Consider the following 20606-nt stretch of genomic DNA (forward strand, 5'->3'; position numbering starts at 1 on the left):
GAAAACGGATGTACCACACCTGGATGCGCTATTTCACCCCCGGGCCCGCGCACCTCCGGCTCGGCCTCGCCTGCCTCGGCGTCGGCCTCCAGCACGGCGAACTGCCTCCCGTCGGCCCCCGCACCCTCGACCACCACGTCGCCGTCGTCGTCAGCGCCGGCAGCGGCTGGTACCGCACCCCCGACGGCCGCCGCCACCCCGTCACCGCCCCCGCCCTCCTCTGGCTCACCCCCGGCACCCCCCACCACTACGGGCCCGACCCCGGCTGGGACGAGTGCTTCGTCGACTTCACCGGCCCCGCCACCACCACGTACACCGAACTCGGCTACATCGAACCCGGCCGCCCCGTCGTCCCCCTCTCCGACGCCGCCGCCGCCCGCGCCGTCGTCGCCCGCATCGCCCGCGCCGCCCGCCGCGGCAACCCCCTCCTGGAGGTCGAGACCGGCGCCGCCGTCCACGAACTCCTCGTCACCCTGCGCCGCGCCCGCGCCGACCTCGCCCCCGACGGCGACGAGGTCCTCCAGGCCCTCGCCCGCGACGCCTTCCAGGCGATGTCCGTCGCCGACCACGCCGCCCGCCACGGCATGACCCCCGCCGCCCTGCGCACCGCCGTCCGCCGCGGCGCCGGCTGCAGCCCCAAGGACTACCTCCTCGGCATCCGCCTCGGCCGCGCCAAGGAACTCCTCGCCGCCACCGACCTGCCCGTCGCCGCCGTCGCCCGCCGCGTCGGCTACGACGACCCCGCCTACTTCTCCCGCCTCTTCACCCGCCGCGTCGGCATCCCACCCGTCCGCTTCCGCGAACAACAGGGCCGCACCGTCCCCGGCGGCTGGAGCAACCGCGTCCCCGACCCCGACGATCCACCCATGATCGAACCCCCGCCCGCCCCGTAGGGTTGGCTCACATGACCACCAGCAAGCCCCAGGAAACCGACCCCGCCGTCCGTGCGGAACTCGCCCGGCTGCGCGACAGCATCGACAACATCGACGCCGCCGTCGTCCACATGCTCGCCGAACGCTTCAAGTGCACCCAACAGGTCGGCCACCTCAAGGCGGCCCACCAGCTGCCGCCCGCCGACCCCTCCCGCGAGGCCCACCAGATCGCCCGGCTCCGCCGCCTCGCCGAGAACGCCAAACTGGACCCGGCCTTCGCCGAGAAGCTCCTCACCTTCATCATCGCCGAGGTCATCCGCCACCACGAACGCATCGCGGACGACGCCGGCACCACCACCCCCGAACCGGGGGAGTGAGACCGGGCGACCGGAGCGGACGGACCCCCGCGGCACACACCGCCCGGCGGACACCGAAAAGGCGCGTTCCCCACCGGAGTGAGAACCACTCTCCCGGAACGCGCCGCGCACGCCCCGCGCACTCCCGCACGAAACTGCCCGACGCATCGCGCCCTCACGGGCATATGCTGGTACGTCCAAACGAGGGGACGCCGGGCCATGCCGTCGGATGCCAAGATCCTCATCGTCGACGACCACGAGGACACCCTGTACGCCCTCGAAAGCGCACTGGCCCCGCTCGGCTACCCAGTGGGCCGCGCCACCGGCGGCGACGAAGCACTGAAGGAAGTCCTGCGCGGTCAGGTCGCCCTGCTCCTCCTCGACGTCCGCATGCCCGGCGTCAGCGGCCTCGACGTCGTCCGCTACATGCGACGCGTCGAACAGACCCAGCACATCCCCGTCATCCTCCTCACCGGATTCGGCCCCGACACCGAACTCACCGCCACCGCCTTCGCCCTCGGCGTCGCCGACCTCCTCATGAAACCCGTCGACCCCTGGGCCCTTCGCACCAAGGTCCGCTACCTCTACGAGGCCCAGCAGCGCCACCACACCCTCGAACGAGAACTGCGCGACCTCCGCGCCCTCGTCAAGGAACACCTCCCCGACACGGCCCCCGCCGACCCCGCCGCCGCCCGCATCCCCGAACAGCCCCGCCGCCCCTCCACCCGCGACGGCGACCGGCTGGAACAGGGCCGCACGCCGTAACAGCGGCTCGTGACCGGACGACGACAAAGCGTACGAACGGGACCACCTCTGTGACCCGGCGACACCATCGGGCAGCATGTCCCCATGTCCGTACTGACGCGCGACGAAGCGCAGACCCGTGCCCAGCTCCTCGATGTCCACCACTACGGGATCGAACTCGACGTGACCCGAGGGGACGAGACCTTCGACTCCCTGACCGTCATCCGGTTCACCGCCCGCGACGACGCGGACACCTTCGTCGAACTGAAGCCCGCCGAACTGCGCTCCGTCACCCTCGACGGCCGGCCCCTCGACCCCGAGACCCTCGACGAGAACCGGCTGCCCCTCAAGGGCCTCACCGCAGGCGAGCACGAACTGCGCGTCGACGCCGCCATGCGCTACTCCCGCACCGGCGAGGGCATGCACCGCTTCACCGACCCCACCGACGGCGAGACCTACCTCTACACCCAGCTCTTCATGGAAGACGTCCAGCGCGTCTTCGCCGCCTTCGACCAGCCCGACCTCAAGTCCGTCTTCGAACTGACCGTCACCGCCCCCGAAGGCTGGACCGTCCTCGCCAACGGCGTCACCGAACACCTCGGAGACGGCCACTGGAAGGCCGCCCCCACCCCCCTGATCTCCACCTACCTCGTCGCCGTCGCCGCCGGCCCCTGGCACTCCGTACGCACCGAACACGCCGGACTGCCCTTCGGCCTGCACTGCCGCCGCTCCCTCGCCCCCCACCTCGACGCCGACGCCGACGAGATCCTCGACGTCACCCGCGCCTGCTACGACCGCTACCACGAGAAGTTCGACGAGCCCTACCCCTTCGACTCCTACGACCAGGCGTTCGTCCCCGAGTTCAACGCCGGAGCCATGGAGAACCCCGGACTCGTCACCTTCCGCGACGAGTTCATCTACCGCTCCGCCGTCACCGACACCGAACGCCAGACCCGCGCCATGGTCATCGCCCACGAAATGGCCCACATGTGGTTCGGCGACCTCGTCACCCTGCGCTGGTGGGACGACATCTGGCTCAACGAGTCCTTCGCCGAGTACATGGGCTACCAGACCCTCACCGAAGCCACCCGCTTCACGGACACCTGGGTCGACTTCGGCGTCGCCCGCAAGTCCTGGGGCTACGACGCCGACCAGCGCCCCTCCACCCACCCCGTCGCCCCCGACCCGGACGCCGTCCCCGACACCGCGTCCGCCATGCTCAACTTCGACGGCATCTCCTACGCCAAGGGCGCCTCCGCCCTGCGCCAACTCGTCGCCTGGCTCGGCGAGAAGGACTTCCTCGCGGGCATCAACACCCACTTCGCCCGCCACAAGTTCGGCAACGCCAGCCTCGCCGACTTCATCGACAACCTCGCCTCCGCCACCGAACGCGACGTCCACGCCTGGGCCGAGGACTGGCTCCGCACCACCGGCGTCGACACCCTCACCCCCACCCTCCGCGAAGCGGACGGCGCATGGCAGCTCACCGTCGACCGCGACGGCAGCCGCCCCCACCGCATCGCCGTCGGCGCCTACGACACCGTCCCCGGCGACGACCGCCGCCTCACCCTGCGCGAGCGCTTCGAACTCGACGTCCCCCAGAGCGAGAGCACCCACTCCGCCCCCGGACGCCGCCCCGCACTCCTCGTCCTCAACGACTCCGACCTCACCTACGCCAAGGTCCGCTTCGACACCGAGTCCTTCACCACCGTCGAAGCCGCCCTCTCCGGCATCCCCGACGCCCTCACCCGCGCCGTCGTCTGGAACGCCCTGCGCGACGCCGTACGCGACGGCGAACTGCCCCCCATGGCCTACATCGACGCCGCCCGCACCCACCTCCCGCACGAGACCGACCTCGCCCTCGTCCAGGGCGTCCTCACCTTCGCCGCCACCCACGTCGCCAACCGCTACCTCGGCCCCGAGCAGCGCCCCACCGCCCTCGCCACCCTCACCGACCTGTGCCGCGACCTCATCCGCCGCACCGAGGACGGCTCCCACCCCGGCCTGCGCCTCATCGCCGTACGCCACCACATCGACGTCGCCGCCCACCCCGACACCATCAGCGCCTGGTTCTCCGAAGGCACCGTCCCCGGCGGCCCCGAACTCGACCCCGAACTGCGCTGGCGCATCCTCGGCCGGCTCGCCGTCCTCGGCGCCGTCGACGACGCCGTCATCGAAGCCGAACTCGTCCAGGACCCCAGCGCCACCGGCCAGGAAGGCGCCGCCCGCTGCCGCGCCGCACTGCCCGACCCCGAGGCCAAACGCGCCGCCTGGGACGCCATGTTCGCCACCGACGACCTCTCCAACTACCTGTTCACCGCCACCGCCCAGGGCTTCTGGCAGCCCGAACAGACCGACCTCGTCGGCGGCTACGTCGAGCGCTACTGGGCCGACGCCGTCGCCGTCGCCGAACGCCGCGGCCCCGCCATCGCCGACGCCGCCGGCCGCTGGGCCTTCCCCGCCCACGCCGTCACCGCCGACACCCTCACCCTCGGCGCGACCTGCCTGCGCGACGCCGGCCCCATCCCCGCCCTGCGCCGCAAACTCACCGACCAGCTCGACGACCTCGCCCGCGCCCTGCGCGTCCGCCAGGCCTGACACCACCAGCGATCCCAGCAGTCCCGACACGCCCACCGGGCCCCGGTTCCCCGTCGCTCACCGACAGGGAACCGGGGCCCGACGGCGTCAGCGGAAGCGGCGCGGGAACGGCGCGGGAACGGGTGCGGGGAAGCGCGCGGGGCGCGCCAACTCCCGCCGCACCACCCCCTAGCACCCCCGTCCGTCCCCCACATTTCCTCCGCACGGCAGTACCCCCTTTTGGGTCGAATCGTTGTCCTTGGCGGGCGCACCTGCCCGAAACGCGTACACGCTGGGACGTACCCCGCCGCGCGTCCACCGGAGGACATCCATGAGCACGCCGCCCCTCGCCTCAGGCCCCGAAGGCCCCGACGCACTGCGGCCGTTGCTCCACACCGTCCTCGACGCCCTCACCCAGGGCGCCGCCGCGCGCGGCGGACCCCTCCCCGCCGGCGGACCCCGACACGTCGCCCGCACCCTCCGCGACCAGGCCGGCGACCTCCTGCCCCGCCACGGCGACGCAGGCGCCCTCCACGACCTCGTCCGCGCCCTCGCCGAAGGCGCCGCCGACCCCGCCGACCCCCTCTGCGCCGCCCACCTGCACTGCCCACCCCTCGCCGTAGCCGTCGCCGCCGACCTCGCCGCCTCCGCCCTCAACCCCTCCCTCGACTCCTGGGACCAGGCACCGGCCGCCTCCGAACTCGAAACACTCCTCACCCGCACCCTCGCCCACGAGGTGTACGGCACCCCCCACAGCGACGCCCTCGTCACCACCGGCGGCACCGAGTCCAACCACCTCGCCCTCCTCCTCGCCCGCGAAGCCCACGGCGGCATCCAACTCGTCCACGGAGCAGGCGCCCACCACTCCCTCCACCGCGCCGCCTGGCTCCTCGGCCTCCCCGAACCCGTCGTCGTCCCCGCCCCCGCCGGCACCCTCGACCCCGCGGCCCTCGACAACGCCCTCACCGCACTCCACGGCCCCCTCCTCGTCGCCGCCACCGCCGGCACCACCGACGCCGGACTCATCGACCCCCTCCCGGACATCGCCGACCTCTGCGCCACCCACGGCGCCCGCCTCCACATCGACGCCGCCTACGGCGGAGGCCTCCTCCTCAGCGACCGGCACCGCCACAAACTCGACGGACTCACCCACGCCCACACCGTCACCCTCGACCTGCACAAACTCGGCTGGCAGCCCGTCGCCGCAGGCCTCCTCGCCGTCCGCGACCCCGCCGACCTCACCCCCCTCGCCCACCGCGCCGACTACCTCAACGCCGACGACGACACCGAAGCCGGCCACCCCGACCTCCTCGGCCGCTCCCTGCGCACCACCCGACGCCCCGACATCCTCAAGATCGCCGTCACCCTCAAAACCCTCGGCCGCGACGGCATCGGCGCCCTCGTCGACCAGGTCTGCGCCCACGCCCACGAACTCGCCGACCTCATCACCGCCCACCCCGGCTTCGAGCTCTACGACCGGCCCACCATCAGCACCGTCCTGTTCCGGCCCACCGGCGCCACCGACGACACCGTCGCCGCCGTCCGCCGCACCCTCCTCGACCAAGGCCTCGCCGTCCTCGGCCGCGCCACCCTCGACGGCCGCCGCTGGCTCAAAGCCACCCTCCTCAACCCCCACACCCGGCCCGGCGACCTGGCCACGCTCCTGAAACTGGTGGAAGGACACACCCCCCGATGAGCCCGACGCCCCACACCCCGCGCCCCGCAGCCGAAGCACCCCGCGACCTGGTCGGCATCGGCATCGGCCCCTTCAACCTCTCCCTCGCCGCCCTCGCCCACCCCCTGACCGAACTCGACACCGTCTTCTACGAACAACGCCCCGGCTTCGACTGGCACCCCGGCATGCTCATCGACGGCGCCACCCTCCAAGTCCCCTTCCTCGCCGACCTCGTCACCCTCGCCGACCCCGCCAACCCCTGGTCCTTCCTCAACTACCTCAAAGCCCGCGAACGCCTCTTCCCCTTCTACTTCGCCGAGCGCTTCCACATCCAGCGCGCCGAATACGACGCCTACTGCCGCTGGGTCGCCGACAACCTCCCCGGACTCCGCTTCGCCCACCAGGTCGACGCCGTCCGCTGGAACCCCGAACGTGACGTCTTCGAAGTCGACTTCACCCAACTCGACACCGACGGCGAAGCCGAAGCCCTCGGCCGCTCCTACACCCGCAACATCGTCCTCGGCGTCGGCACCGCCCCCCACATCCCCGAACCCCTCAAACCCCTCGTCGACGCCCCCGGCGTGCCCGTCATCCACGCCGCCGACTACCTCAAACACCGCGAACAGTTCCTCACCGCCGACCACATCACCGTCATCGGCGCCGGCCAGTCCGGCGCCGAGATCTTCCTCGACCTCCTCCGCAACCGCCCCACCGGACACGAGAAGATCCACTGGCTCGCCCGCACCGAAGCGTTCGCCCCCATGGAGTACTCCAAACTCGGCCTCGAACACTTCACCCCCGACTACACCCGCTACTTCCACGCCCTCACCGAACCCGTCCGCGACCGGCTCGTCGCCGCCCAATGGCAACTCCACAAAGGCATCGACGCCGACACCATCGCCGCCATCCACGACGAGCTCTACCGCCGCACCCTCCACGGCGGCTGGCCCGACGCCGTCCTCACCCCCGCCGTCACCGTCCGCACCGCAGGACGCGTCGCCACCACCAAAGTCGAACTCCACCTCGAACACGTCCAACAAGGCGCCCGCTCCCGCCTCACCACCGACGCCGTCGTCCTCGCCACCGGCTACCGCGAACGCCCCATCGGCCCCCTCCTCGCCGGACTCGACCCCTACCTCCGCCGCGACAGAGCCGAACGACCCGCCATCGACGACCAGTTCCGCCTCGTCCTCGACCCCGCCGTCACCGGACACGTCTACGTCCAGAACGCCGAACTCCACACCCACGGCGTCGGCACCCCCGACCTCGGCCTCGCCGCCTGGCGCAGCGCCACCATCCTCAACACCCTCACCGGCAAGGACCCCTACCCCCTCCCCACCCGCACCTCCTTCACCACCTTCGGCCTCGAACCCACCCCCCGCGTCCCCGCCGCCCGCAAGGAAACCCGCACCCTCACCCCCCTCGTCGACGGCAGATGACCCCTCACCGACGCCGCACGACCCCCCTCATCGACGGCTGAAAAAAGAAGCGGCGCCGACGCGAAACACCGCGCCGACGCCGCACACCCCCACCCGCCGTACTAGAACACCGGCGTGCCCTCACGCGTCAGCTTCCAGTCCACCGAGGCGAACTCCGCCGGGTCCAGCGACCCCTTCGCCGTCACCCACTCCGCGATCCGCGTCCGGATCTCCGTCGACTCCGACCACACCTCGGGCGCCGACGCCACGAACGGGAACGCACCCCCGCCGTTCGCCCGGTAGTTGTTCACCGCGAACACGAACTGCTGCGCATCGTCCAACGGCGCCCCGCCGTACGTCAGGTTCTTGATCCGCGAACCCTCCGCCTGCGCGATGTCGATGTCGTACCGCAGACCCGACACATAGTCGTAGTTGTAGTCCGGCCGGCTGTTCGCGTTCGTCAGCTTCTCCGTGTCGACCACCGCACCCGCCGGCGTCCGCACGAAATAGTTCGCCGAGTACTCCAGATACGCCCGCACCTGAGCACCCGTCAGCACCTTCGCCACCAACGTGTTGTCGTACACGTACAGACTCGACAGATCCCGGATCGTCACATCCCCCGCCGGAATCTCCGACGTCCGCGAGAACGGCGACGCCTGCGCGATCACCGGCAACGACGCATACTGCGTCCCCACCAACGCCGCCCGCACCACGTCCTCCTGGACCTTGGTGATCAGATCGATGATCGGCGCGTCCTTGTACCGCGCCTCCACCGTCGTCAACGTCTCCGTCGCCGACCCCACCACCTGGTTGACATACGCCACGACCACATCGTGCTCGTCCTTCAACAACCGCGTGATCCTCGGATCGTCCGCCACCGCGTTCGTGTTCCGCACCGACGCCGCCACCGACTCCACCCGCCAGCAACCCCGCTCGAAGACCAACTGGAAGTCGAACACCGACATCCGCTCCGCGAACGCCAACGGCTCCGACAACACCACCGTCTTCCCCGACGCCGCGTTCGTCACCTTCAGCTCCGGGATCTCCAGATGCGCGTGACCCACCAGAATCGCGTCGATCCCCGGCACCTGCTGCGCCACCAGCGCCGCCGAGTTCTCCACGTACGGCACCTGGTCACCGTACGACGACGTCCCCGACGCACCCGAATGCGCCGACACCACAACCACGTCCGCACCCATCGACCGCAGCTTCGGCACCCACTTCGCCGCCTGCTCCTCAAGCCCCGGGAACGTCAACTTCCCCTGCACATACGCCTTGTCCCAGATCGCGATCCCCGGGTTCGTCAACCCCAGCACCGCCACCTTCACCGGCGGCGCCCCATGAACGCGGAACGTCTTCATGAAGTACGGGGGGAACGCCGGCTTCAGCGTCTTCGCGTCCAGCGCGTTCGCACCGAGCAGCGGGAAGTCGCACTGCGACTCGAACTTCCGCAGCGTCTCGATCCCGTAGTTGAACTCGTGGTTCCCCAGCGCCACCGCGTCATAGCCGATCGCGTTCATCGCCTGCGCCATCGGATGCACCGGACCACCCTTGGCGGTGATCGGATCCACCTTCGCGTAGTAGTACGTCAACGGCGTGCCCTGGATCGTGTCACCCGCGTCCAGCAGCAGGGTGTTGGCGCGGCCCTTCTCCTTGCGGATCGCGTTCACCAGCGTCGAGATCCGCGCCAGACCCTGCGCGTTCCCCGCCGCGTCCGCGTACTCCGCGTCCTTGAAGTAGTCCCAGTTGAACACGTGCCCGTGCAGATCCGTCGTGCCCATCACCGTCAGCGCGTACCGCTTCACCGGCCGATGCCCCTTCCTCGCCTCCACAGCCTGCGCCGCGGGCGCGCCGACCGCACCCGCGAACGCCACCCCCGCACCCGTCACGGCGGACTTCTTCAGGAACTTACGACGGTTCAACGGCATGTCCGGAACTCCTCGAGAAAGGGTCAACGACGCGCGTAGATTCTGGCCCAACAACCGCCCCCGCAACAGACCCAGAAGGTTTCCATCCGATGACCCGCACCCATCACACACCCCCCGCCCCGGTGACAGAGTGGGACACATGACCCCCACCACCGAAACCGCCACCCCCTACGGCACCCCCGACACCCCCCGCCTCGCCGTCCGCGGCGAAGCCCACCTCGAAGTCGACCCCGAGATCGCCCGCATCGGCATCACCGTCACCGCCCGCGGCAAGGACCGCCGCGAAGCACTCGCCGACCTCACCCGCCGCAACACCCTCGCCCTCGACCTCGTCAAAACCCACGGCGACAGCGTCGAACGCGTCGAAACCGGCCACTTCTCCATCAGCCCCGAACTCGGCCGGCACGGCCGCGGCGAACGCGTCCGCGCCTACCACGGCCACGTCCACATCACCGCCGAGCTCAACGACTTCACCGCCCTCGGCGAACTCACCACCGCCCTCGCCGACCTCGACCTCACCCGCGTCGACGGCCCCTGGTGGGACCTCCGACCCGACTCACCCACCCACCGCGCCGCCCGCCGCCAAGCCGTCCACGAAGCGGTCCGACGCGCCCGCGAATACGCCGAAGCCCTCGGCACCACCCTCGCCGCCCTCGTCGAACTCGCCGACACCGGAGTCGAACCCCCACCCCTCCCCGCACCCGGCGGCGCCCGCTTCCGACGCGCGGCCTTCGCCGCCGACCCCACAGACGACGAACCCGCCCCCCTCGACCTCGAACCCCAGCGTCAACACGTCCACGCCCAGGTCGACGCCCGCTTCACCATGGCCCCACCCCAGCTCTGACCCACGCCCTCCCACGAGCCCGGCGCCCCTCGCCCCGCCCCCTGCGCCGACCCCCAACACGCCACGCACCGTCACCGTCCACATCCGCCCCGCCGCCACCGAATGACCGTACGGACCCCGAATCCCCGCCCACCCGCACCCCGAACCTGCTCATCGGAGCACCCCCGCGCACAATTCAACACTTGTCAAGAGCCCTTCACGCAAAGGTTGTTGAGTAGTCATGCGCGACCAATTCGCTACCCACCGGTAAGGCCTAGGCTCAAACCATGCGCCGAGCAAAGATCGTCTGTACATTGGGCCCCGCCACCGACTCGTACGACCAGATCAAAGCCCTGGTCGAAGCCGGAATGGACGTCGCCCGCCTCAACCTCAGCCACGGCACCCACGCCGAACACGAGGAGCGCTACCAGCGCGTCCGAAAGGCCTCCGACGAAACCGGCCACAGCGTCGGCATCCTCGCCGACCTTCAAGGCCCGAAGATCCGACTCGGCCGCTTCACCGAAGGCCCCGTACTCCTTGAACGCGGAGACACCTTCACCATCACCGTCGAAGAAGGCGCCGAAGGCGACCGCCAGTCCTGCGGAACCACCTACGACGGACTCGCCGCCGACGTCACACCCGGTGAACGCATCCTCGTCGACGACGGCAAAGTCTCCCTCGAAGTCACCTCCGTCGACGGCCCCCGCGTCCACACCACCGTCATCGAAGGCGGCATGGTCTCCGACCACAAAGGCCTCAACCTCCCCGGCGTCGCCGTCTCCGTCCCCGCCCTCTCCGACAAGGACGAAGCAGACCTCCGCTGGGCCCTCCGCTCCGGCTGCGACGTCATCGCCCTCTCCTTCGTCCGCAGCGGACGCGACATCGAAGACGTCCACCGCATCATGGACGAAGAAGGCCGCCGCCTCCCCGTCATCGCGAAAATCGAAAAACCCCAGGCCGTCGACAACATCGACAACATCGTCGCCGCCTTCGACGGCATCATGGTCGCCCGCGGAGACCTCGGCGTCGAAATGCCCCTCGAACAAGTCCCCATCGTCCAAAAGCGCGCCATCAAACTCGCCAAGCGCAACGCCAAACCCGTCATCGTCGCCACACAGATGCTCGACTCGATGATCGACAACTCCCGGCCCACCCGCGCCGAAGCCTCCGACGTCGCCAACGCCGTCATCGACGGCACCGACGCCGTCATGCTCTCCGGCGAGACCAGCGTCGGCAAATACCCCATCGAAACCGTCAAGACCATGGGCCGCATCGTCGAAGCAGCCGAAGAAGACATCCTCGCCAAAGGCCTCCCACCCCTCACCGACCGCAACAAACCCCGCACCCAAGGCGGAGCCGTCGCCCGCGCCGCCGCCGAAATGGGCGACTTCCTCGGCGCTAAATTCCTCGTCGCCTTCACCCAGTCCGGCGACACCGTCCGCCGCCTCTCCCGCTACCGCTCACCCATCCCCCTCCTCGCCTTCACCCCCACCCCCGCCACCCGCTCCCAGCTCAACCTCACCTGGGGCGTCGAAACCTTCCTCGGCCCCCACGTCGACTCCACCGACGCCATGGTCGACCAGGTCGACGAACTCCTCCTCAAATACGGCCGCTGCGCCAAGGGCGACATCGTCGTGATCACCGCCGGCTCCCCGCCCGGAGTCTCCGGCTCCACGAACCTCGTCCGCGTCCACCACATCGGCGAGGACGACAGCCCCAAGTAGCACCCCACCAACGCCGGGCCCCTCCGAGCCGCCAGAGGGGCCCTTTCCGGTACGGGGTCAGTATTTGGGGCCGACGTGGGCGTCGAGCAATGCCACGGAAGCTCTCCGTGCGACCGAGATGTTGTACGGATTCCCGTGGCGGGTGCAGTGCGTCCACGCGACACCGAGCCTGTCCAGGGTGTCGGTGAACAGCTGTCGGATGTCGTCGGAGACGTTGGTGAAGAAGTACCGCGGGTACTCGTAGCGCTTCCGCTCGCCGCCGACGAGCCGCGTCGTCCAGTTGGTGATCCGGCAGCCGTCGGAATGGATGAGACCTCGGACGAAGTCCCACGGGCACGCGTCGACGATGTCCCGCTGCCAGGGTTCGAGCACGATGGGGCGCTCGTGTTTCCTTCCGGGGCCGTGCTGGGGGAAGAGGCACACGAGGTGCTTGAAGTAGACCTTGATGTTGTGCGCTCCCACGGTGCGCACTCGGCATGTGGCGTTGTGGGGGAACACGGCCCGCAGCGCGCGCTCCGCACTGTCCTGGATGCCCGGCCACGCGTCATCCAGAGTGATCACGAGGCTCGGCACTCTGTGCTTCGCGTAGTGACTGATGTGTCCGTCCCCCAGGTAAAGACCGAGGAGGTAGCTGTATGCGGCCTCGTCGAGCTCGCGGCTGTCGCACCGGGGACAGAGGAGCGAGGGGCGGACGGCGACCGGTTCGCCGCGCTTCGCTCTGTCCATGTGCTTCCAGTAGCCGACCGTGCCGAGCGGAATCCCGAAGCGGCGTGCCACCTCGGTGTTCCGGGCGCCGTCGCGCAGGAGGGCCAGCGCCCTCTGTCGTACTTCTGTGCCGTGGCCGTACATGTGACCACTCTGAGTCAATGACCATCACTGAACGCAGCAAAAAGCGGAGGATCACGCGAACGTGGGCCTCCGCTTTGCGGTCGTTGTGCCGGGTGCGGGATTCGAACCCGCAAGCCCTCTCAGGCAGAGGTGTTTGAGACCTCCGTGTATACCGTTCCACCAACCCGGCGTGAAGGAGCTGAGCGGAAGCATACCGGGTCATCACAGCGTGCCGCCGCTAGGTAGTCTTCTTAAGCAGCACTACCTGCCCGGCCCGTAACGAGGAGCCCCCGTGACCGCCCCCGAGTCGCCCCAGCCCGTAGACGCGCCCGACGACGACAAGTCGCACGTGCCTCCGCTGACGACCCGTGTCGTCATCGCCGAGGACGAGGCGCTGATCCGTCTCGACCTCAAGGAGATGCTCGAGGAGGAGGGCTACACCGTCGTCGGTGAGGCGGGTGACGGTGAGCAGGCCGTCGAGCTGGCCCGTGAGCACAAGCCGGACCTGGTGATCCTCGACGTGAAGATGCCGAAGCTCGACGGCATCTCGGCGGCGGAGAAGATCGCCGAGGAGTCGATCGCTCCGGTGCTGATGCTGACGGCGTTCTCGCAGCGCGACCTGGTGGAGCGTGCGCGGGACGCGGGCGCGATGGCGTACCTGGTGAAGCCGTTCAGCAAGAGTGACGTGGTGCCGGCCATCGAGATGGCGGTGTCGCGGTTCACGGAGCTGAAGGCGCTGGAGCAGGAGATCGCGGATCTGACGCAGCGGCTGGAGACGCGGAAGCTGGTGGACCGTGCGAAGTCGGTGCTGCAGACGGAGTACGGGCTGACGGAGCCGGCGGCGTTCCGGTGGATCCAGAAGACGTCGATGGATCGTCGGATGTCGATGCAGCAGGTCGCCGAGGCGGTCATTCAGGACGCCGAGGAGAAGAAGGCGTCGAAGGGCTAGTCGTCGGTTCCTAGGTTCCGAGGCTCCGGGGTTTCGCCGGGAGTACGGAGAGGCCCGCACCCCCCGAGGGTGCGGGCCTCTGCGTGTGTGCGGCGGGGCCGCGTGGGTCAGTCCTCGCCGAGGTAGGCCTTGCGGACGGACTCGTCGTGGAGGAGGTCCTGTCCGGTGCCGGAGAGGACGATGTTGCCGACCTCCATGACGTGTCCCTGGTCGGCGAGGGAGAGCGCGGCCTGGGCGTTCTGCTCGACGAGGAGGATGGTCGTGCCGGACGCCTTGAGTTCGGCGATGGTGGCGAGGATCTTCTGCATCATGATCGGCGAGAGGCCCATGGAGGGTTCGTCGAGCATGAGCAGTTTGGGCTGGGACATGAGGGCGCGGCCCATGGCGAGCATCTGCTGTTCGCCGCCGGAGAGGGTTCCGGCGGCCTGCTTGCGGCGTTCCCCGAGGATGGGGAAGAGGTCGTAGGCGCGCTGGATGTCCTTCTCGATGCCCGCCTTGTCGGTGCGGAGGAAGGCTCCGAGCTGGAGGTTCTCCGCGATGGTGAGGCGGGGGAAGATGTGGCGTCCCTCGGGGGAGTGGGCGAGTCCGAGGGCGACGATCTTGTGGGCGGGGACGCTGGCGAGGGGTTTGCCGTCGAAGGTGATGCGGCCTCCGCTGGGCTTGAGGAGCCCGGAGAGGGTGCGCAGGGTGGTCGTCTTGCCGGCGCCGTTGGTGCCGATGAGGGTGACGATCTGGCCTGCTTCGACGGTGAAGGAGATGCCCTTGACGGCTTCGATCTTGCCGTAGGCGACCTTGAGGTCTTCGACCTCGAGCAGTGCGGTCACTGGGCGTTTCCTTCCTTGCTGGTGGTGCTGCCGTGCGCGTCGGGCTCGTCGGCGTCGGCCGGGGTGACGGCGGGGGCTTCGGGAGCGGTGGTCGCTTCGTCGGCGGTGTCGTCGGTGGGGTCTGCCGCGGGGGTGGCGGGGGTTTTCGTGGCCTCGGTGGTTGCCGGGGTCTCGGTTTCCGCCGTTGCTTCCGTCGGCTCCGTCGGGTCGGCGGCCGGGGTGGTGTCCGCTGCCTCGGTGACCGGGGTGGTCGTCGTGGCGGGGGCGGTTCCGGCGGCTTCGGCTGCTTCGACCTCGGCGAGTTCTTCGTCGCCGGGGGCGCCTTCGAAGGGGGTGCCGAGGTAGGCGGCGATGACGCGTTCGTCGCCCTGGACGACCTCGGAGGTGCCTTCGACGAGCTTCTCGCCCTGGACGAGGCAGGCGACGCGGTCGCTGAGGTTGAAGATGAAGCGCATGTCGTGCTCGATGACGAGGACGGCGATGCCGCGGTCGCGGATGGCGAAGACGAGGTCTTCGGTGGCGCGGGTCTCCTGCGGGTTCATGCCGGCGGTGGGCTCGTCGAGGAGGAGGAGTCCGGGTTCGCTGGCCATGGCGCGGGCGATCTCGAGCTTGCGCTGTTCGCCGTAGGGGAGGTTGCGGGAGAGGTGGTCGGCTTTGTGTTCGAGGCCGATGAACTCCAGCAGTTCCATGGCGCGTTCGCGGGAGGCCGCTTCGGCCTTGCGGAAGCCGGGGCCGCGCAGGAGGGCGGACCAGAGGCCTTCCTTGGTGCGGGTGTGGCGGCCGACGAGGACGTTTTCCAGGACGGTCATGTTGGCGAAGAGCCGGATGTTCTGGAAGGTGCGGGCGATGCCGGCGCTGGTGACGAGGTGGGGCTTGGGGGGCAGGACGGTGCCCTTGTAGGCGACTTTGCCCTCGGTGGGGACGTAGAGGCCGGTGAGGCAGTTGAAGAAGGTGGTCTTGCCGGCGCCGTTGGGGCCGATGAGGCCGACGATCTCTCCGGCGTTGACGGTGAGGTCGACGTTGCGGACGGCGGTGAGGCCGCCGAAGCGCATGGTGACGCCGGTGGCTTCGAGGACGGGGCTGGGGGCCGTGGTGGTGGTCATGGTGGTTACGCCCCTGCCTTTGTGACGCCGACGGTGGAGTCGGGCAGGCCTTGTTCGGGGATGTGGATGGTGTCGTCGCTGTCGTGGAACTCGAGCTGGCGGCGGCGGTTGGCGATGATGCCTTCGGGGCGGAAGCGCATGAGGAGGACGAGCGCGATGCCGAAGGCGAGGAGCTGGTACTCCTTCAGGAAGCTGAGCTTCTCGGGGAGCATGTAGAGCAGGGTGGCGCCGAGGATCGGCCCGTTGACGGTGCCCATGCCGCCGAGGACGACGGCGGCGAGGAGGAACGCGGAGTTCGGGGGCACGGAGCCGGCGAACTGGTACGGGGCCGGGTTGACGCTGTAGCCGACGTGGGCGCTGACCGTGCCGGCGAGGCCGGCGAGGGAGGCGCCGAGGGCGAAGGCGATGAGCTTGACGCGGAAGCCGTTGATGCCCATGGCGGTGGCGGCGGTCTCGTCCTCGCGGATGGCGATCCAGGAGCGGCCGATCCGGGAGTCGGCGGCGCGGTTGAAGACGAGGACGACGATCGCGGTGATGAGCAGCATCAGCAGGAAGTAGTTCGCGAAGCGGCCGAGGGAGAATCCGCCGATGTCGTGGTTGCTTCCGAAGTTGAACCCGAAGATGTTGAGGTCCGGGATCATGGAGATGCCGTTGGGGCCGTTGGTGAGGTTGGGGCCGGAGGTGCCGTCGAGGTTGTTGACGGTGATGCGGAAGATCTCTCCGAAGCCCAGGGTCACGATGGCGAGGTAGTCGCCGCGCAGTCGCAGGGTGGGGGCGCCGATGAGGACGCCGAAGACGAGCGACGCGAGCATGCCGGTGAGCATGGCGGCCCAGAAGGGGAACTGGACGCCGGCGAAGCGGGAGAACTCGGAGCCGGAGACGAGGGCTGCGGCGTAGGCGCCGACGCCGAGGAAGGCGACGTATCCGAGGTCGAGGAGTCCGGTGAGGCCGACGACGATGTTGAGGCCGAGGGCGACGGTGGCGACGACGAGGATGTTCACGCCGAGGTTGGAGTTGTGCTCGTTGTTCTCGACGAAGGGGAAGAGCGCGGCGGCGAGGAAGGCCATGGAGGTGGCGAATCCCTTGTGGCCGGCGTTGAGCTGGGCGAAGCGGTCGAAGAGTCCCGCGGTGAACAGGGACCAGGTGCCGAAGACGACCAGGAGGATGTAGCCCAGGAACGTTTCGCTGGCGTCGGGGTCGACGCCGACGCCGTACGCGAAGACGATCAGCGCGAGGGCGGTGGCGGCGGTGATGACGAGGCGTTCGCCCCAGGCCGGGAGCTTGGCGGCCGGGGGGATGCGTCCGGGCTTGGTGACGAAGTCCTTGAAGGTGTCACCGGGCTTGGGGAGCGCGAGGGCGCCGACCAGGGCGATGGCGGAGCCGACGGCGGCGACGTAGGCGCCGGGATCGAGTGCGACGAGGCCCTTGAGGTCGACGGCGATGGCGATGGCGCTGAACCAGCTGACGGCGAACGCGGCTGCGGTGGCGAGGAGCACGGGCTGGGTGGCGCGTGCGGGGTTGAGCCAGCCGAGGCCGCGGACGTCGAAGAGGGTCAGGGCGAACAGGAGGGTGAGGGCGCCTGCGACGAGGTCGAGGATCTGGAGGCCGGCGGGGGAGCCGTAGTAGGTGAGGTCCCCGGGGAAGTCGGCCGTGTAGGTCCAGGACATGAACGTGCTGGCGATGGTGGCGACGGCGCCGACGGCGATGAGGGCGCGGGCGGCGGTCTGGGGGAGCGCGACGAGGCCGCGTGCGGGGGTGGTGTCGATGGTTGCCATGGTGCTCACGCCCTGTCCGCGACGCGTTCGCCGATGAGGCCTTGTGGCCTGAACAGCAGTACGAGGATGAGGAGTACGAAGGCCCAGACCGCGGACCAGCCGCCGCCGCCGAGCTGCTGCATGCCGGGGATGCCGTCGATGTAGCTGGTGGCCATGGTCTCGGCGAGGCCGAGGACGAGGCCGCCGATCATGGCGCCGTAGATGTTGCCGATGCCGCCGAGGACGGCCGCGGTGAAGGCCTTGAGGCCCATCTGGAAGCCCATGTCGTACTTGACCGTGCCGTAGCGCAGGCCGTAGGAGACGGCTGCGACGGCGGCGAAGAAGCCGCCGATGGCGAAGGCGATGACGATGATGCGGTTGGTGTCGATGCCCATGAGCTGTGCGGTGTCAGGGTCCTGCGCGGTGGCCTGCATGGCGCGGCCGGTGCGGGAGAGGCTGACGAACAGGGCGAGGGCCGCCATGCAAAGGGGGGCGGCGATGATGACGAAGACGCTGCCGCTCTGGATGCTGACGGAGCCGATGTGCACGGGCCCGAAGGGGAGTTGCGGGAACTTGATGTCGTTCTTCGCTTCGGGGTACCAGTTGAAGACGAGTTGCTGGAGCGCGAGCGAGAGGCCGATGGCCGTGATGAGCGGGGCGAGGCGTGGTGCTCCGCGCAGTGGTCGGTAGGCGAAGCGTTCGGCCCCGACGGCGATGAGGACGGAGACGATTCCGCCGCCTATCAGCATCGCGGGGAGGGCTATCCACATGGATGTGCCGTTGGGCAGAACGTAGAGGTAGACCGTGAGTGCGCCGAAGCCGCCGGTCATGAAGATCTCGCCGTGGGCGAAGTTGATGAGCTGGACGATGCCGTACACCATCGTGTAGCCGATGGCGATCAGCCCGTACATCGAGCCGAGGAACAGCCCGTTGGCCAGCTGCTGCGGCAGGGTGTTCACCGCATGGCCTCCATGTGGGTGGGGAGAGGTTGGGCAGGGCGTATGGAGCGGGCCGCGCGGTGACGTGTGGTCATGGCCGCGCGGCCCGGGGGTGGTGCGGGGGCCTGTCCCGGTGGTGTGGACCGGGTCGGCGGTTCGGTCGGGCCGTGGCCCTGGGTGACCGAACCGCCTGATGGCCCGGGGTGGTGCTGATCAGCCGCTGAAGGTGCCGCTCTTCACGGCCTTCCACTTGCCGTCGACGACCTGGTAGACGGTGAGCTGCTTGTTGGTGGTGTCGCCGTACTCGTCGAAGGAGACGGGGCCGGCGATGCCGTCGAACTTGGTCTTCTGGACCTCGGCGACGATCTTGGCGCGGGCGTCGTCCGGGACCTTTCCGTCCTTCACGACGGCGCCGATCGCCTTGATGATGGCGGTGGCGGCGTCGTAGGAGTAGCCGCCGTACGTGCCGTAGTCGCCCTTGAGGCCGGAGGCCTTGTACTTCTTGATGAAGTCCGCGGCGGAGGGCAGGGAGTCGACGGGCTGGCCGACCGAGGTGACGAGGTCACCGGCGGAGGTCTTGCCGGCGGTCTGGATGTAGGTGTCGCTGAACATGCCGTCGCCGCCGAACAGCGGGACCTTGGCGCCGCCGTCCTTGAGCTGCTTGGTGAGCTTCTCGGACTCGTCGTACTGGCCGCCGTAGTAGACGAGGTCGGCCTTGGAGTTCTTGATCTTGGTGACGAGGGCCGAGAAGTCCGTGTCGCCGGTGTTGACGTGGTCCTCGCCCGCGACCTTGCCGCCGGACTTGGTGAAGCCGGCCTTGAAGAGCTTGGCCAGGCCGGCGCCGTAGGTCTGCTTGTCGTCGACCACGAACACCTTGCGCTTCTTCAGGGTGTTGTACGCGTAGTCGGCCGCGAAGCCGCCCTGGAGGGCGTCGGTGGTGGCGGTGCGGAAGTAGGTCTTGAACGGGCGGGACTTGGAGGTCTGCCAGTTCTTGCCCTGGGTCAGCTCGGGCGCCGTGTTGGACGGCGAGATCTCGACCAGGTTGGCGGTGGCGAAGACCTGCTGCATCTGGGTCGCGACACCGGAGTTGAGCGGGCCGACGACGCCGAGAACCTTGTCGTTCTGGACGAGCTGGGTGGCGTTCGACTGACCCTGGGCCGGGATGGCCTTGTCGTCGAGGGCCTGGACCTTGAAGGTCACGCCGGGCACGGTGTTGTTCTTGTTGGCGTCGTTGACCGCGATCTGGACACCGCCCTGGATGCCGAGGCCGGTGGCCGAGTTCTGGCCGGTCAGCGGCGCGTCGACGCCGATGATGATCTCGGTCTTCTTGCCGCTGTCCTTGCTGTCGCCGTCGTCGTCGCGCGAGCCGCAGGCGGTCAGCGTGAGTGCTCCCGTAGTGAGCACGGCGGTGAGTATGACCATGGAACGCTGTCGCACGTTGAATCCTCTCCCTGGCGCGGCACCCCAGGGTGGGGGCCGTGTGTCTCGCCGGGCCGTACTGGATGTAGCAGGGCCGTGCAGTAGACGCGCCCGGCGGCGCGGTGACTGGCCGTGACTATAAGCGCAGGTAGGGGGAGTGGGCAGGAGCGTGGGGAAGGCTGTGACGCTCTTGTTATGCGGGGGCTGCTCTCGCGGGTGTGGGGCGGACGATCGGAGCATTTCGGTGTGCGGGTCGGTGGTGACTGCGTGTTCGCATGGTGAGAACGCCCTGATCCGGGTTCGTGGCGGGGGGCGGCGGGTGTGGGGGAGGTGTCGGGGCGGAGTCGTGCCGGGGGCGTGAGATGTGGCGGCTCGCGGTGCGCGCATTGATTCGTTACGGCAGAGGTAACCGAGTGTTACTGCCGTGTGAGATCGCTCGGGGCCTCTCGTCCGGGTGAAGTGGACGCGGGGGAGGGCGGGTTGGGGTGGCGGAGGGCGTGCGGGCCGCTCCACGGGGCGCGGGGGTGGGTGCCGCCCACGAGAAAACTTTGCTGCTGCTGTGCGGTCCTGTTGCTGATGAGCAGGCCGGGGCGGGGGAGGCCGAGGGCGGGCCGGAGTGTGGCGCACTCGTATACGGAGATACGGACGGTGATCGTCCGGGGCGCGCCCGCCCT

At 69.4% G+C, this 20606-nt stretch carries 16 protein-coding genes and 1 tRNA gene; 9 read left to right on the plus strand and 8 right to left on the minus strand.

What is annotated here, in order from left to right; all coding sequences use genetic code 11:
- Window positions 1-8: 8 nt before the first annotated feature.
- The 6 genes from OG406_RS29350 (at window position 9) to OG406_RS29375 (ending at window position 7663) form a co-directional block, all read left to right on the plus strand.
- Entirely contained in the window at window positions 9-893 is an 885-nt protein-coding gene (locus OG406_RS29350) for a helix-turn-helix domain-containing protein (RefSeq protein WP_267050514.1), read from the plus strand.
- 11 nt (window positions 894-904) lie between these two features.
- Window positions 905-1249, plus strand: a complete 345-nt coding sequence (locus OG406_RS29355) for a chorismate mutase (RefSeq protein ID WP_164371601.1) — start codon at window positions 905-907, stop codon at window positions 1247-1249.
- A 198-nt stretch (window positions 1250-1447) separates the two neighbouring features.
- Window positions 1448-1993, plus strand: a complete 546-nt coding sequence (locus OG406_RS29360) for a response regulator (protein ID WP_329188637.1) — start codon at window positions 1448-1450, stop codon at window positions 1991-1993.
- Window positions 1994-2077: 84 nt separating this feature from the next.
- The gene (pepN, locus tag OG406_RS29365; protein WP_164371603.1) at window positions 2078-4570 is read left to right on the plus strand and encodes an aminopeptidase N; all 2493 of its coding nucleotides are present in this window, start codon (window positions 2078-2080) and stop codon (window positions 4568-4570) included.
- 310 nt (window positions 4571-4880) lie between these two features.
- The gene (locus OG406_RS29370) at window positions 4881-6245 is read left to right on the plus strand and encodes a pyridoxal phosphate-dependent decarboxylase family protein (RefSeq protein ID WP_329188638.1); all 1365 of its coding nucleotides are present in this window, start codon (window positions 4881-4883) and stop codon (window positions 6243-6245) included.
- Window positions 6242-7663: a lysine N(6)-hydroxylase/L-ornithine N(5)-oxygenase family protein gene (locus OG406_RS29375; protein ID WP_266849115.1), complete on the plus strand. Its 1422-nt coding sequence runs from the start codon at window positions 6242-6244 to the stop codon at window positions 7661-7663. The genes OG406_RS29370 and OG406_RS29375 overlap by 4 nt, the downstream gene beginning before the upstream one ends.
- Window positions 7664-7764: 101 nt before the next feature.
- Here the strand turns inward: OG406_RS29375 and OG406_RS29380 are convergent, their stop codons facing one another.
- Entirely contained in the window at window positions 7765-9570 is a 1806-nt protein-coding gene (locus OG406_RS29380; RefSeq protein WP_327410041.1) for a 5'-nucleotidase C-terminal domain-containing protein, read from the minus strand.
- A 139-nt stretch (window positions 9571-9709) separates the two neighbouring features.
- On the opposite strand from OG406_RS29380, the gene OG406_RS29385 reads away from it, so the two are divergent.
- Together OG406_RS29385 and pyk are read left to right on the plus strand one after the other, a co-directional pair.
- The gene (locus OG406_RS29385) at window positions 9710-10414 is read left to right on the plus strand and encodes an SIMPL domain-containing protein (protein ID WP_164371607.1); all 705 of its coding nucleotides are present in this window, start codon (window positions 9710-9712) and stop codon (window positions 10412-10414) included.
- Between the two features lie 266 nt (window positions 10415-10680).
- Entirely contained in the window at window positions 10681-12117 is a 1437-nt protein-coding gene (pyk, locus tag OG406_RS29390; protein WP_164371608.1) for a pyruvate kinase, read from the plus strand.
- Between the two features lie 57 nt (window positions 12118-12174).
- On the opposite strand, the gene OG406_RS29395 is transcribed toward pyk, so the two are convergent.
- Window positions 12175-12966 (minus strand): helix-turn-helix domain-containing protein, encoded by a 792-nt coding sequence (locus tag OG406_RS29395; protein ID WP_267050509.1) that lies wholly within the window; start codon window positions 12964-12966, stop codon window positions 12175-12177.
- An 86-nt stretch (window positions 12967-13052) separates the two neighbouring features.
- A tRNA-Leu gene (locus OG406_RS29400) sits at window positions 13053-13135 on the minus strand.
- 102 nt (window positions 13136-13237) lie between these two features.
- On the opposite strand from OG406_RS29400, the gene OG406_RS29405 reads away from it, so the two are divergent.
- Complete coding sequence (locus tag OG406_RS29405; protein ID WP_081223856.1) at window positions 13238-13894, plus strand: ANTAR domain-containing response regulator; 657 nt, start codon at window positions 13238-13240, stop codon at window positions 13892-13894.
- A 107-nt stretch (window positions 13895-14001) separates the two neighbouring features.
- On the opposite strand, the gene OG406_RS29410 is transcribed toward OG406_RS29405, so the two are convergent.
- The 5 genes from OG406_RS29410 to OG406_RS29430 all read right to left on the minus strand — a co-directional run bounded on the left by OG406_RS29410 (window position 14002) and on the right by OG406_RS29430 (window position 19935).
- Complete coding sequence (locus tag OG406_RS29410; protein WP_164371610.1) at window positions 14002-14718, minus strand: ABC transporter ATP-binding protein; 717 nt, start codon at window positions 14716-14718, stop codon at window positions 14002-14004.
- A complete protein-coding gene (locus OG406_RS29415; RefSeq protein ID WP_329188640.1) occupies window positions 14715-15821 on the minus strand; it encodes an ABC transporter ATP-binding protein in 1107 nt (368 codons plus the stop codon). Before OG406_RS29415 ends, OG406_RS29410 begins: the two co-directional genes overlap by 4 nt.
- Window positions 15822-15826: 5 nt before the next feature.
- Window positions 15827-17596, minus strand: a complete 1770-nt coding sequence (locus tag OG406_RS29420; RefSeq protein WP_164371621.1) for a branched-chain amino acid ABC transporter permease — start codon at window positions 17594-17596, stop codon at window positions 15827-15829.
- Between the two features lie 5 nt (window positions 17597-17601).
- Entirely contained in the window at window positions 17602-18534 is a 933-nt protein-coding gene (locus OG406_RS29425) for a branched-chain amino acid ABC transporter permease (RefSeq protein WP_081223853.1), read from the minus strand.
- Window positions 18535-18726: 192 nt separating this feature from the next.
- Window positions 18727-19935 (minus strand): branched-chain amino acid ABC transporter substrate-binding protein, encoded by a 1209-nt coding sequence (locus tag OG406_RS29430; RefSeq protein WP_329191024.1) that lies wholly within the window; start codon window positions 19933-19935, stop codon window positions 18727-18729.
- Window positions 19936-20606 lie beyond the last annotated feature (671 nt).

The organism is Streptomyces sp. NBC_01428, assembly GCF_036231965.1.
Lineage (GTDB): Bacteria > Actinomycetota > Actinomycetes > Streptomycetales > Streptomycetaceae > Streptomyces.

Bases quoted from the DNA above. Each gene is read 5' to 3' on its own strand.
- OG406_RS29350 (WP_267050514.1), top strand. From the start codon at position 9: ATGTACCACACCTGGATGCGCTATTTCACCCCCGGGCCCGCGCACCTC.
- OG406_RS29355 (WP_164371601.1), top strand. From the start codon at position 905: ATGACCACCAGCAAGCCCCAGGAAACCGACCCCGCCGTCCGTGCGGAA.
- OG406_RS29360 (WP_329188637.1), top strand. From the start codon at position 1,448: ATGCCGTCGGATGCCAAGATCCTCATCGTCGACGACCACGAGGACACC.
- pepN (WP_164371603.1), top strand. From the start codon at position 2,078: ATGTCCGTACTGACGCGCGACGAAGCGCAGACCCGTGCCCAGCTCCTC.
- OG406_RS29370 (WP_329188638.1), top strand. From the start codon at position 4,881: ATGAGCACGCCGCCCCTCGCCTCAGGCCCCGAAGGCCCCGACGCACTG.
- OG406_RS29375 (WP_266849115.1), top strand. From the start codon at position 6,242: ATGAGCCCGACGCCCCACACCCCGCGCCCCGCAGCCGAAGCACCCCGC.
- OG406_RS29380 (WP_327410041.1), bottom strand. From the start codon at position 9,570: ATGCCGTTGAACCGTCGTAAGTTCCTGAAGAAGTCCGCCGTGACGGGT.
- OG406_RS29385 (WP_164371607.1), top strand. From the start codon at position 9,710: ATGACCCCCACCACCGAAACCGCCACCCCCTACGGCACCCCCGACACC.
- pyk (WP_164371608.1), top strand. From the start codon at position 10,681: ATGCGCCGAGCAAAGATCGTCTGTACATTGGGCCCCGCCACCGACTCG.
- OG406_RS29395 (WP_267050509.1), bottom strand. From the start codon at position 12,966: ATGTACGGCCACGGCACAGAAGTACGACAGAGGGCGCTGGCCCTCCTG.
- OG406_RS29415 (WP_329188640.1), bottom strand. From the start codon at position 15,821: ATGACCACCACCACGGCCCCCAGCCCCGTCCTCGAAGCCACCGGCGTC.
- OG406_RS29420 (WP_164371621.1), bottom strand. From the start codon at position 17,596: ATGGCAACCATCGACACCACCCCCGCACGCGGCCTCGTCGCGCTCCCC.
- OG406_RS29430 (WP_329191024.1), bottom strand. From the start codon at position 19,935: ATGGTCATACTCACCGCCGTGCTCACTACGGGAGCACTCACGCTGACC.